Origin of the sequence: Pseudarthrobacter raffinosi, assembly GCF_023913835.1 — a bacterium.
GTDB lineage: Bacteria > Actinomycetota > Actinomycetes > Actinomycetales > Micrococcaceae > Arthrobacter > Arthrobacter raffinosi.
This window is the reverse complement of sequence record NZ_JAMXBG010000008.1, coordinates 79,254-92,139: the sequence shown is the minus strand read 5'-3', so window position 1 is coordinate 92,139 and position 12,886 is coordinate 79,254. Positions and strand designations below refer to the sequence as shown.

The window sequence follows — 12,886 nt, the reverse complement described above, 5'->3', positions numbered from 1 at the left end:
AAGTGATCCGGTTGCAGAAAACGCTTTCTCAAAAACTAACAAAGAGCTATACAGGAGTCAAGAAACCGTTTACTTTGGTACGGAGCCGCTTTCAACGTCCCGCGTGACGGAGGCCGGATCCCGACAGCTGCACACCAAGTGAGTCCGCCGCCGGAGACGGTGCAAATATGGATCGCCCAGTGCGATCAACCCAGACGTGGAGGGCCACGATGACCAAAGGAGGCCACATGGCCGCTAGACACATACCCAGGACGCCGTGCCCGGCAGGAATGCCGGCTGCAGCGGGCCTGCTGCGTGAAACGGAGTTGCCGCAATGAGTGCCATCAGTGAACTGAGCACCCTCAAGCGCCGCAACGGCCCCATGACGGCAGCGGAGAAAAAAGCGAACGGCCGGGACAACAAGGCCGCCTACATCTTCTTGCTGCCGTGGCTGGCGGGCCTTGTTGCCATCACCGTCGGCCCGATGCTGATGTCCCTGTACCTGTCCTTCACGGATTACAACCTGCTCCAGCCGCCGGAATGGGTCGGGCTGGACAACTTCATCCGCATGTTCGCCGACGCCCGGCTGCACAACTCGCTGGGCGTGACGTTCACCTACGTCTTTGTAGGCGTCCCGCTGCAGCTCGGTGTTGCGCTGCTGATCGCGCTGGTGCTGGACAAGGGCCTGCGCGGGCTGCCGTTCTACCGTTCCGTCTTCTACCTGCCGTCCCTGCTAGGCGGTTCCGTGGCCGTTGCCATCCTGTGGAAGCAGATCTTCGGCACCACCGGCCTGGTCAACCAGGCCCTGGCCATGTTTGGCATCCAGGGTCCCGGCTGGATTTCCGATCCGAGCACCGCGCTGGGCTCCATCGTCCTGCTGCACGTGTGGACCTTCGGCGCCCCGATGATCATTTTCCTGGCCGGCCTCCGCCAGATTCCGGTGATGTACTACGAAGCAGCAAAGGTGGACGGCGCCAGCACCCTCCAGCAGTTCTGGCGGATCACGCTTCCCATGCTCAGCCCCATCATTTTCTTCAACCTGGTGCTCCAGATCATTGGATCCTTCCAGTCCTTCACGCAGGCGTTCATCGTTTCCGGCGGCAATGGCGGCCCTTCGGATTCGACGATGTTCTTCACGCTGTACCTGTACCAGAAGGGCTTTGGCCAGTTCGACATGGGCTACGCCTCCGCAATGGCGTGGTTCCTGCTGGTCATCATCGGTGTGTTCACCGCCATCAACTTCATCGCTGCAAAGTATTGGGTTTTCTATGACGACTAAGCTTGAGACGCTGCCCGCCCCGGACAAGAACACCGCCGGCGCCGGTAAGCCTACGAATTACCGCAAGCCCGCGAAGCGCCGCGAATCCCGCGGCACGCTCGCCTTCAGCAGGGCTGCCCGCACCAGGGCCTTGATCAAGCATGGCATCCTGATCCTCGCCGGCGGCCTTATGATCTACCCGCTGCTGTGGATGGTGGTCTCTTCGCTCCGTGCCAATGAACTGATCTTCCGAGAGCCTGGCCTGTGGCTCAACAGCCTGGAGATGGGCAACTACACGGACGGCTGGTCCGCGCTGACGCACCCCTTCGGGCACTATATGCTCAACTCGGCCATCGTGGTGATCGGCTCCATCCTGGGAAACCTGATCTCCTGCTCCATGGCCGCCTACGCGTTCGCGCGGCTCCAGTTCACGGGCAAGAAGCTGTTCTTCGGCATCATGCTGCTGACCATCATGCTCCCGTTCCACGTGGTGATCGTGCCGCAGTACATCCTGTTCTCCCAGATCGGCTGGGTAAACACGTTCTGGCCGCTCATTGTGCCCAAGCTGCTGGCCACCGATGCGTTCTTCGTGTTCCTGATGGTCCAGTTCATCCGCGGCATCCCGAAGGACCTGGATGAAGCGGCAAGGATCGACGGCGCCGGGCACCCGCGCATCTTCCTGCGGGTCATCCTGCCACTGATGGTGCCGGCCCTGGCCACCACCACCATCTTCACCTTCATCTGGACGTGGAACGACTTCTTCGGGGCCCTGATCTACCTGACGGATCCGGACATGTTCACCGTTCCCGTGGCGCTGCGCGCCTTCGTGGATTCGCAGTCCGCCACGAGTTGGGGATCGCTGTTCGCGATGTCCATCGTGTCCCTCCTGCCGGTGTTCCTGGTGTTCCTCTTCGGCCAGCGGTTCCTCATCAAGGGCATCGCCACCACAGGCATCAAGTAGATCCAGCGAAACGCCTTGCTCCAGCCGATGGCCCGTCCTCCAAGGGCGAGCCAATGGCGTATCCCGCTGTGTCGGGGCTGGCGTGGAACGTCCGCCAAGGCCCAAGGGAACAGGACACGAAAACATCTTGTAATACAAGTCATGTACTTGTAGCATGAGACTTAAGAAAACGCTTTCTCGTTTACTTTCCCCAATAACCAGATCAATGAAGATCGGAGTACCCAGTGGCGCTTTTTCACCGCACTGAGTCAGATGCCAAGAACCGTACGGCAGAGACGCCATCCACCGGCGAACCGCGCCGTTTCCGCAAGACGGGCGTCGTTGCCGCGGTAGCCGCCGTCGTGCTTGCCCTGAGTGCCTGCGGCGGGGGAGCCTCCCCGCAGAGCGATGGCGGACCCGTTGAGCTGCGCTTCTCCTGGTGGGGCAGCGACAAGCGTGCCCAGCTGACGCAGGCCGCCATCGCCGCCTTCGAGGCCGAGAATCCCAACATCAAGATCAAGCCGGAGTATGGCGACTGGAGCGGATACTGGGACAAGCTGGCCACCCAGGTCGCCGCCAACGACGCCCCGGACATCATCCAGATGGACGAGAAATACATCACGGAGTACTCAACCCGCGGTGCGCTGCTGGACCTCTCCAAGTACGAGATCGACACGTCAAAGCTGGACGAAGCAGCCCTCAATGCCGGCAAGAGCGAAGACGGCCTGACCGGCATCGCCGCCGGCATCAACGCGGCCACCATCCTGGCCAACCCGTCCGTCTTCAAGGCTGCAGGCGTTGAACTTCCCGACGACAAGACTTGGACTTGGGAAGACTTCGGCCGCATCTCCGCCGAAGTCACCGAGAAGTCTCCGAAGGGTACTTACGGCTCTGCCGCCTACGGCACGGACGAGGCCTCGCTGGGAGTCTGGCTCCGGCAGAACGGCAAGTCCCTGTACACGTCCGACGGCAAGCTGGGCTTCGAGCCCTCGGACATCGCCGACTGGTGGGCTTTCCTGAAGCAGCTCAGCGAGAAGAAGGCTGTGCCGTCGGCATCAGAAGTTGTGGAAGCTGAGGCCGCAGCGCTGGACCAGAGTGGCCTGGCCACGGGCAAGAACGGGCTCGCCTTCTGGTGGTCCAACCAGCTGCCGGCGCTGGAGAAGGCTGCCGGAACCGACCTGCAGATCCTGCGCTTCCCGTCCACCACCGGCAAGGCTGCCGACGCCAAGCTCTGGTACAAGGCATCCCAGTTCTGGTCCGCCTCATCGCGCACCAAGCACCCTGAGGAAACGGCCAAATTCATCAACTTCCTGGCCAACAACACCAAGGCAGGCGAGGCCCTGCTTGCCGACCGCGGCGTCTACCCCAACTCCGACGTCCGCGCAGCCATCGAGCCAAAGCTGACCCCCGCCGATATCAAGGTGATCAAGTTCATCGACCAGATCAAGGGCGAACTCGGCGAGGCTCCGGCCCCGCCGCCGAAGGGCGCCGGCGCCATCCAGGAAATCGTCAAGCGCTACACCTCCGAGGTCCTCTTCAACCGCCTGTCCACTGAAGAAGCCGGCAAGAAGGCCGTGGACGAGATGAAGTCCGCCATCAGCTAAGTCCCGCGCCGCCGTCGGGCTCTTCCGGATGCAGCTTCTGAAGGAAGCTTCAGCAGGAAGCGTACGACGGCGAGTGGTCACTGTGGTGTTTTAAGGTCCGTGTACTGGGTCCTGCTATTCCCGGCAGCCATGAGTGCTAGACGGGTTCCGGTCCTCGTGGTCCACGAGCACTTTAATTCATGGGGGAGAACATGAAGGCATTCGGTTGGACCGCCGCTGCGGCAATACTACTGATATTGACCGGTTGCGCAGATGGTGTGCCCAGCGGGCATCCGACGCCGAACACACTGGAAGTTAGTCCGCCCAGTGCCGTCCCCACTGTCGGTCCGACTTCATCCGCTCAGGCCTCAGGGGCGCCGGTTCAAGCGATCACTATCCCGCTGGGCAAGCAGAAGCAGACTGGTGTCGAGGCATGGCTGACCATCAGCGGCTTTTCCGGGCCTCCGGGTTCGCAAGTTACTTACGATGCCTCAGAGTCCGCAGGCGTCGTGGTCAAGTATGAATGGGATTTGGACGGCGACGGAAGCTACGACCGGACCACCATTGATCCTGTCCTCAAACACACTTACGAGGCAGAGTTTGAAGGAGTCATGACCCTGCGGGTGACAGGGATTGCCGGCGGCACCGACGTGTTGGAGACCCCCGTTCGCATCAACACAACGCCCCTGTATCTGGCAGCGGCCTCAAACGTTCGTATCGAGGTTCTCTCTACGGTGGGGACGATCAGTGAGGTCAGAGTCACTTGGGAATCCAGTGACCCTGCGGTTTACAGATGGGGAGTGGCTGTTGACGGTATCCCGGCCGGCATGCGTGAGGGATCGGTCCGCTCCGTGAACGTCACAGATGTGCACCACCAAGAAGAAGTCCTGATAGAGGTCATTGGCTTCACAGCCGGCGGCGCTATGTGAGCTGCCGTGAAGATCTCGGACAGTGGGCCCTCTTAAAATGAGGGTCTATCGAAAGTAGAGATCAGCATGACCGCATCACGCAGACGATTCACCCAGGAGTTCAAGGACGAGCTGTGCCGCGAGGTGATCAACACGTCCAGGCCCATCAAGGACGTTGCCACCGCGTACGGTGGCGGCCCCGAGACGCTCCGCAACTGGCTCATCAAGTACCGTGAGGCCAACGGCGGCACGGAGACGGATCTGACGGTGACGGAACGGGCCCGGTTGAAGGAGCTTGAGCGTGAAGTTCAAGAGCTGCGGGCGGAGACTGCCTTCTTGAAAAAAGCCAGCGCTTACTTCGCGCGGGAGCAGCGGTAGTGAGCAAGTATGAATTCATCGATTCCCAAAAAGCCGAGCCCGTCAATCTGAATTCGGTGGTGAAAATGTGCCTGTGGTTGGCCGTCTCGACGTCCGGTTTTTATCACTGGGCCACGCGTCCGCAATCGGCCACGGCGGCCCGCCGTCAGGCCCTGACGGCGCGGATCCAGCACTTCTTCGAGGAGGCCGAGGGCACCTACGGGTACCGGCGCATCCACGCTGATCTCGCAGCGGAAAAGACCGAATGCTCTCCAGAGCTGGTGCGGCAGATCATGCGCTGCCAGGGCCTGGTGGCCTGCCAGCCACGCCCGTTCCGCATCACCACCGAGGCTGATGCTGAGGCAGCTGCGGGCATGCCCGACCTCGTTAAGCGCGAATTCACCGCCGACCGCCCCGGGGTGAAGTTCGTCGGCGACATCACTTACATCCACACCTGGCAAGGGTTTGTCTATCTTGCCACCGTCATCGACTGTTACTCGAAGAAAGTCGTCGGTTGGTCCATCGCCGACCACATGCGCACCGAGCTCGTCGCCGATGCGCTCAGGAACGCCGCCGCCACGACCCTGATCGAGCCTCTCGCGATATGGCACAGCGATCGGGGAAGCGTCTACACCTCGACCGAGTTCAGGGCCTTGGTGACCGGCCTGGGCATGCGCTCCTCGATGGGGCGCACCGGCGTGTGCTGGGACAACAGCATGGCCGAATCGTTCTTCTCTGCCCTGAAAAACGAGCGCGTCTATCGGACCGTTTACGCGACTAAATCACAAGCCCGGAGCGACGTCATCCGCTACATCGAGGGGTTTTACAACAGCCGGCGCCGTCACTCCGCACTCGGTTACCGTCGGCCTAACGAAGTCCACTATGGTTATCAACAGCCAGCCTTGGCAGCGTAGAAGAATTCACTAATTCCGCTGTCCGAAATCCCCGCAGCAGCTCAGTTACGGCGTCGTCGTCGGCGCTGGTCTCTGCCGGGCTGCCGGTAGTGGAGGCGGGGGTGAGGGCTGCGGCGAGGTGTTCCCTCATTGGTGGGACGGGGTCTCCGGTGAGGGTGGTGGCGGGCAGGATGGTGTGGGCGAGGTGGATGCGGCGCTGGGCTTCGCTGCGCCCGATCCGGAGCCGGAGGCGCAGGAATTCGGCGGTGTTTTTGCAGCCGTCATCGGCCGGTGACCCCGGAACGGCCCGGGTGCTCCCGGTGGCGGTCCGGGGTTTCCGGCGGTGGTCCCGGCGGGCCAGGCGGCGTCGGTTTCGTTCAGGGTTTCGACGCCGTTGTCCCACCCGGTGACCCAGTCCCGGGTGGTCCGGGTGGCTGCCGCGGCGGTGATGGCCTTGGTGCGGGTGCGGTCCACGGCGCCCGCGGCGAGGATCTGGAGGTAGTCCACGGTCCGGGAGAGCTCCTCAACCAATCCGGCGAAATCGGCGGCCTCGACGTAGCCGGCCATCGCCAGGGTCCCGGGAGCAGACGCGGCGGCGGCGTTCACCGAGACGATCACCGAAGCCAGCCCGGCGTCGGCCGTCAGCACGGCGGTGCCGCCGCCGTTCCGAGCAAGCCGATCCCCGAAAGCTTCCATAGGAATACTCTGCCGTGGGGGTACGACATTATTGCCGCCGTCACCTTGGCCAGGGTTGGAAGCGCCCCCAACAGCCGAACAGGCGAGCGTCAGCACGGCGGTGCTACCGCCGTCGTCCGCAAGCCGATCCCCGAGAGCTTTCATGGGAATACTCTGCCAAGGGGGTACGACATTCAACCGAGGCGGTCCCGGCCGTGGGCAAAGCCGGAAGCCGGGACCACCAGCAGAGCGTCAGTCCTCCGCGATCACGGCAACCCCGCCGGCCTCAACAGTCCCGGTGAACGGCGCGCCGGTCAGCAGGTCAATGCCGGCCGTCTCCACCGCGGCGGCCGAGCGTGAGTGGTTGATCGCGAACAGGAAGCTGCCGCCGTCGTCGGAACGGCGGCGCACGAGCTCCACGCCGCGATCGGCCCTGGCAACAGGGGCCACTCCCGATTCGGCCAGCAGCCGGTCCACGACCGCCTCGATACCGTCGCGGTCCGGGAATGTGGCGAGATACCAGGCCGCACCGGCGCGCGCACCATCACCAGCACGAACCGCGTGCCGCGTCAGCGACGGCACGCCATCCAACGGATACTCGGTGAAGGTCTGCACCGCTTCGGCCCCCGCGAGGTGCACGTGCTCACTCCACACGGACGAGACCCCGCCGTCGCTCAACTTCAACTGCCCGCCGGCAAGCACCGGATGGAACTCCTCCACCCGGATCCCCAGCAGCTCCCAGAAAGCGCCGGGATAGCCGCCCAGCCGGACGTGGTCCTGCTCGTCCACAATCCCGCTGAAATACGTCACCAGCACCGTGGCTCCGGCCCGCGCGGCAGCGGTGATGTTGGCAGCGGCTGCGTCTGTCACCGAATAGAGCGTGCACACCAGGACCAGGTCGTAGCCCTCTAGAGGCGAAGAAGAATGGACCAAATCCACTGCGATCCCGCGCAGGAACAGCGACCGGTGGAAAGCCCGCAACACGTCGAGATACTTCACGTCCTGGCTCGGTTTGGAGTCGATTTCGCTGGCCCACCAGGCTTCGTAGTCGAACACGATCGCCACGCGGGATTCCACCCTCGAGCCGCGCACCGGCGCTAGCTGTTTCAGCACAGACCCGAGCTCCACCACCTCGCGCCACACGCGCGTGTCACGGCCACCGTGCGGGACCATCGCGGAGTGGAATTTCTCGGACCCGGCAAAGCTCTGCCGCCACTGGAAGAACATCACCGCGTCCGCCCCGCGGGCCACATGGGCCAGTGAGTTGCGCAGCATTTCGCCGGGCATCTTGGGCTGGTTGCGCGGCTGCCAGTTGACGGCCGACGTCGAATGTTCCATCAGGATCCACGGGTGCCCGCCCGCAATTCCCCGGGTCAGATCAGCGCTGAACGCGAGTTCGATCTGACGCTCGGGATCGGCGGCAACCAGGTAGTGGTCGTTGGCGATGACGTCCAGGTCCTTGGCCCACTCGAAGTAGTCCATGGCTTTGGTGGCGCTGGACGCCATCAGGTTGGTGGTGCAGGGGACCCCAGGGGTGACCTCCCGCAGGACCGCCACGAGCTCGCGGTAGTAGTCCATCAGCGCCCACGAATTGAACCGCTGGAAGTCCAGCTGCTGGCCCGGATTCAGCGTGGAAGGCGCGACGCCGGGCGGCAGGATCTCCTCGAAGGAACCGTAGTTCTGGGACCAGAACGCCGCGCCCCAGGCCGCATTGAGCGCCTCGATGCTGCCGTACCGGCGCTCCAGCCAGGTGCGGAAGGCAGCGGCGTCCTCCGCGCCATGGAACTCGGAGACGTGGCAGCCGAGCTCGTTGTCCACGTGCCACAAGGCCAGCGCGGGGTGGTCCTTGTACCGCTCGGCGATCACCCGCGTGATGCCGGTGGCATACCGGCGGTACACGGCCGACGACGGTGTGTAGTGCCGCCGGGAGCCCGGTCCCAGCACCGTTCCATCAGCCGTGACCGGCAGGATTTCCGGGTGTTTGCGGACCAGCCAGGCCGGGGGAGCAGCGGTGGCAGTCGCCAGGGCAACCTTGATCCCGTTGGCGGCGAGATTATCCAGCACGTCATCCAGCCAGCCGAAGTTGTATTCGCCCTCAGCCGGTTCAAGCAGGGCCCACGAGAAAATGCCCACGCTCAGGAAACTGACGCCGGCTTCCTTCATGAGCTCCAGGTCTTCCAGCCGGACGTCCACGGGCCACTGTTCAGGGTTGTAATCGCCGCCGTAGGCGATCCCTTCCACGTTGCTCCAGACGCTGGCCGGACCGGAATTACGCTGCATGCTCATGGGACTCCTTCGTCTACGGGAATGGACTAAACGTACCTGAATCCCGAGGTTTGGGAAAACGCTTGCCCAAATTTCGGAATGCCGGTATTGTATCGTTTCAGAAAGCGTGTAAGCCAGCTCACAACTCACGTTGTAAACACAGAAGCCACGGGCCTGCACAACTCGAGCAAGGAGGCTCTTATGATCAACAGAAGGAATTTCCTCACCACCGTAGCCATCGGCACGGCATCCGCTGCAGCACTGGCTGCGTGTGGCTCACCGGCCCCCAGCCAGACGGGTTCGGCGGAGAATCCCGTCACCATCAACTACACCTGGTGGGGCAACGATGACCGCGCAGAGCGGACCCGCAAGGCCATCGCGCTGTTCGAAGCGAAGAACAAGGACATCAAGGTCAACGGCAACTTCACGGACTTCGCCGGCTACTGGCAGAAGCGGGCCACGGAAGCTGCTGGCGGCGGCCTCCCCGACGTGATGCAGTGGGACCTGTCCTACATGCGGGATTACGGCCAGCGTAACCAGCTCCTGGACCTGGGCACGGTCAAGATCAACACGGACGCCTTCGACAAGTCCCTCCTGCCGTCCGGCCAGATCCGGGGCAAGACCTACGGCATCCCCACCAGCACCAACGCCTTCGCCGTTTACTACGACCCCGCAAAGCTCGCCTCACTTGGCATCGCAGAGCCGGACGGCACCTGGACCTACAAGGAATACAACGACTTCCTGACGGAGGTCGGAGCCAAGGGCAACGGCGCTCTCTTCGGCGGCACGGACTACACCGGCGTCTGGTGGATGTTCAACATCTGGCTGCGCCAGAACAACACCGAAGCCTTCACCGAGGACGGCAAGCTCGGCTTCACCAAGGACCACCTCAAGAAGTGGTGGAACCAGACAGCGGCTCTCCGCGGCACCCCTGCCATCGTTTCCGAAGAACGCGTCACCCAGCTCGCCCCCAAGTCGCCGTTCGGCTCAAACGTCTCAGTCACAGAGGTCACCTGGGACAACTTCATGGCCGCCTACCTTGGAGACAGCGGCGCCAAGGAGCTCAAGCTCGTTCCGGTTCCCTCCGATGACAAGGATAACCTGGGCCTGTTCCTCAAGCCGTCCATGCTGATGGTGGCCAGCGCCAAGACCAAATACAAGGATGCCGCCGCCCGGTTCATCGACTTTATGGTCAACGATCCCGAGGTGGGCCAGATCTTCAAGACCTCCCGCGGCGTTCCGGCCTCCAAGACCCAGCGCGACGGCACCACCTTCGAAGGCACCGACAAGCTGGTAGTTGATTACGAGAAGTCCATCGAAAAGTACCTCAAGGACGCTCCGGAACCGCCCATCGTCGGTTTCGGCACGCTGGAAGCCTCCTTCAAGCGCATCAGCTCTGACCTGAACTACGGCAAGCTCACCATTGACGGCGCGGCTGACGCGTGGTTCAAGGAAGCCGAAGACCTCATCAAGCAGAACGCCTGATCCCAGGCCTTCACAACTGACGGAATGAATTCGTGACTCAAAGCCCAACCCTGAGCAGGCGTTCGACGTCGCCGTCCGCTCCCGCTCCGCGCAAATCAAAGCGGAGCGGGGCGGACGCCCGCGCCGGCTACACCTTCCTGTTGCCCTGGCTGCTGGGGTTCATCGCCCTGACCGTGGGCCCGATGATCTCCTCGCTGTACCTGTCCTTCACCAACTACAACCTCTTCGATCCGCCCAAGTGGATCGGCCTGGACAACTACACCACCATGTTCCAGGACGAGCGGTTCCTGCAGTCGGTGGGCGTGACCGTGGGCTATGTGGTCTTCGGTACCCCGCTCAAGCTCGCCGCCGCACTGGCCGTGGCGATGCTGCTGAACAGTGCGCGCAAGGGGCAGGGGTTCTACCGGTCCGCGTTCTACGCCCCGTCCCTGATCGGCGCGTCCGTGTCCATCGCGATCGTGTGGAAGGCGATGTTCGGCGATTCCGGTCCGGTGGACCAGGGCCTGTCGTTCTTCGGGATCAACCTGGGCGGCTGGGTGGGCAACCCGTCCATGACCATGTCGATGTTCATCCTGCTGACCGTGTGGCAGTTCGGTGCCCCGATGGTGATCTTCCTCGCCGGCCTCAAGCAGATCCCGGCGGATCTTTACGAGGCAGCGTCGATGGACGGTGCCGGCCCGGTGCGGAGGTTCGTCAACATCACCTGGCCCATGCTCTCCCCGGTGATCTTCTTCAACCTGCTGATGGAAACCATCCACGCGTTCCAGATCTTCGCCTCGGCCTACATCATCTCCAACGGTGAAGGCGGCCCGGCCGGCTCCACCCTCTTCTACACCCTCTACCTTTACCTGCGGGGTTTCAGCGACTTCCGGATGGGCTACGCCTCGGCGATGGCCTGGCTTCTGGTGATCGTGGTGGGCATCATTACCCTGATCTTCTTCAAAACCTCCAAGTCCTGGGTCCACTACAGCGGTGATTCGAAATGACAACTATGGCAACCCCCAAGCAGTCTGCGCCGATGCTCCAGGCTCAGGACTACAACCCGAAGTCGGAGTCCGTGACGGCCAAGAGGGTCAAGAGCCTCGTTTTCCACATGGTGGCGCTCGGCCTGACAGCGGTGGTTCTCTACCCGGCACTGTGGATGGTGGCCTCGGCCTTCAAGCCCAATGCCGAAATCGGCGGCGCCAACACGTCGCTGTGGTCGAACAACTTCAGCTTCGACAACTTCGTCACGGCCATGGACGGGATCGGCGGGGTGTCCACCCTGCAGTTCTTCACCAACTCCCTGGTCCTGGCAGTCGGCGCCGTAGTGGGCACCATCCTCTCGGCCAGCGTCTCGGCCTATGCCTTCGCCCGGATCAAGTTCCCGGGCCGGAGCGTGCTCTTCGGCATGATGATCGCCACCCTGCTCCTGCCGTTCCACGTGGTGATCATCCCGCAGTACATTGTGTTCCAGCAGCTGGGCCTGGTGGACACGTACGTTCCCCTGCTGATCGGCAAGTTCCTGGCGGCGGATGCATTCTTCGTGTTCCTGATGGTCCAGTTCATGCGCAACCTTCCGGCCGAACTGGACGAGGCGGCACGTATCGACGGCGCAGGCCACGTGCGGATCTTCTGCTCCATCATGCTGCCGCTGATGAAACCGGCGCTCATCTCGACGTCGATCTTCTCCTTTATCTGGAGCTGGAACGACTTCCTGGGCCCGCTGCTGTACCTGAACACGCCCGAAAAGTACCCGCTGCCGCTGGCCCTGCGCCTGTTCGTGGACCAGACCCAGAGCTCGGACTACGGCGCCATGATCGCCATGTCCGTCCTGGCCCTGCTGCCGGTGCTGGTGTTCTTCCTGGTGTTCCAGCGCTACATTGTTGAGGGCGTCTCCACCCAGGGCCTGAAGGGCTGACGGCGACAGGAATCAGCATCATGGACAGCGCCACGCCGGCATCTGGCCGCAACGAACCGATCCCGGTAAACCGCTTCGCACTGTTTTCCGAGACCCTCCTGGCCGGGCTGCTGGTGCTGGTGCTGTCCATCCCGCTTGTCACCATCCCCGCCGCCTACGCGGCCGGTATCGCCCACCTGGAACGCCACCTCTCCGGGCGGGACGATTCGCTCCGTGCCCTCTGGAGCACCTTCCGCTCCGCCCTCCCGGGCAGCTGGAAACTGGGAATCACGACGGCGGGAGCCGCCGTCGTGATTGCCCTTAACCTGTTGCTCGCAACGGTGGGTCAGCTGCCGGGCAGTGCGGTTGTCCTGCCGGCCACGCTGATCCTGGCGGCGGCCGGAGCCGTCCTGCTCCTGCGTACCGCCGCTGCCTGGCGCAACGCTGCCGGCGAGGAATCCTCCGCGCCGGGAACCTGGTCCGCGGCCCTTGGCACCGCCAAAGCCCTCTCGCTGCGCGACTGGACAGGCTCGCTCCTCCTTGCCGCGGCGCTGTTCGCGTCCGTGGTGTTTGTCTGGATGCTCGTGGCCCTGTTTGTGGTGGTGCCCGGCATGCTGATCCTGGCCTCCGCCGCCGTCAAGATACGGTCCGGCCGCGCCTAGCA

11 protein-coding genes are annotated in these 12,886 nt (G+C 63.1%); 9 read left to right on the top strand and 2 right to left on the bottom strand.

What is annotated here, in order from left to right; genetic code table 11:
- Positions 1-313: 313 nt before the first annotated feature.
- The 5 genes from NG697_RS09915 (at position 314) to NG697_RS09895 (ending at position 5,939) form a co-directional block, all read left to right on the top strand.
- The gene (locus NG697_RS09915) at positions 314-1,258 is read left to right on the top strand and encodes a carbohydrate ABC transporter permease (protein ID WP_252599854.1); all 945 of its coding nucleotides are present in this window, start codon (positions 314-316) and stop codon (positions 1,256-1,258) included.
- A complete protein-coding gene (locus NG697_RS09910) occupies positions 1,248-2,198 on the top strand; it encodes a carbohydrate ABC transporter permease (protein ID WP_252599855.1) in 951 nt (316 codons plus the stop codon). Before NG697_RS09915 ends, NG697_RS09910 begins: the two co-directional genes overlap by 11 nt.
- 224 nt (positions 2,199-2,422) lie before the next feature.
- Positions 2,423-3,781, top strand: coding sequence for an ABC transporter substrate-binding protein (locus NG697_RS09905; protein WP_374209913.1), 1,359 nt, complete (start codon positions 2,423-2,425; stop codon positions 3,779-3,781).
- 488 nt (positions 3,782-4,269) lie between these two features.
- Positions 4,270-4,689 (top strand): hypothetical protein, encoded by a 420-nt coding sequence (locus NG697_RS09900; protein WP_252614090.1) that lies wholly within the window; start codon positions 4,270-4,272, stop codon positions 4,687-4,689.
- 66 nt (positions 4,690-4,755) lie between these two features.
- Positions 4,756-5,939, top strand: a protein-coding gene (locus NG697_RS09895; RefSeq protein ID WP_252614089.1) for an IS3 family transposase whose coding sequence is annotated in 2 segments (ribosomal slippage) — positions 4,756-5,017 and positions 5,017-5,939 — 1,185 coding nt in all. Because the reading frame shifts where the segments join, the coding sequence is not laid out codon by codon here.
- Positions 5,940-6,065: 126 nt separating this feature from the next.
- Here the strand turns inward: NG697_RS09895 and NG697_RS09890 are convergent.
- Together NG697_RS09890 and NG697_RS09885 are read right to left on the bottom strand one after the other, a co-directional pair.
- Complete coding sequence (locus NG697_RS09890; protein ID WP_252610693.1) at positions 6,066-6,614, bottom strand: hypothetical protein; 549 nt, start codon at positions 6,612-6,614, stop codon at positions 6,066-6,068.
- A gap of 231 nt (positions 6,615-6,845) precedes the next feature.
- Positions 6,846-8,879, bottom strand: a complete 2,034-nt coding sequence (locus tag NG697_RS09885) for a beta-galactosidase (RefSeq protein ID WP_252614088.1) — start codon at positions 8,877-8,879, stop codon at positions 6,846-6,848.
- A gap of 180 nt (positions 8,880-9,059) precedes the next feature.
- Here NG697_RS09885 and NG697_RS09880 point away from each other — a divergent pair, with 180 nt between their 5' ends.
- The 4 genes from NG697_RS09880 to NG697_RS09865 are packed head-to-tail and all read left to right on the top strand — an operon-like array spanning position 9,060 to position 12,884.
- The gene (locus NG697_RS09880) at positions 9,060-10,343 is read left to right on the top strand and encodes an ABC transporter substrate-binding protein (RefSeq protein ID WP_252614087.1); all 1,284 of its coding nucleotides are present in this window, start codon (positions 9,060-9,062) and stop codon (positions 10,341-10,343) included.
- Positions 10,344-10,375: 32 nt separating this feature from the next.
- The gene (locus tag NG697_RS09875) at positions 10,376-11,329 is read left to right on the top strand and encodes a carbohydrate ABC transporter permease (RefSeq protein ID WP_252614086.1); all 954 of its coding nucleotides are present in this window, start codon (positions 10,376-10,378) and stop codon (positions 11,327-11,329) included.
- Complete coding sequence (locus NG697_RS09870) at positions 11,326-12,243, top strand: carbohydrate ABC transporter permease (protein WP_252610685.1); 918 nt, start codon at positions 11,326-11,328, stop codon at positions 12,241-12,243. The genes NG697_RS09875 and NG697_RS09870 overlap by 4 nt, the downstream gene beginning before the upstream one ends.
- Positions 12,244-12,263: 20 nt before the next feature.
- On the top strand, positions 12,264-12,884 hold the full coding sequence (locus NG697_RS09865) for a Poxvirus protein I5 (RefSeq protein WP_256472850.1): 621 nt from the start codon (positions 12,264-12,266) through the stop codon (positions 12,882-12,884).
- Positions 12,885-12,886: the final 2 nt, after the last annotated feature.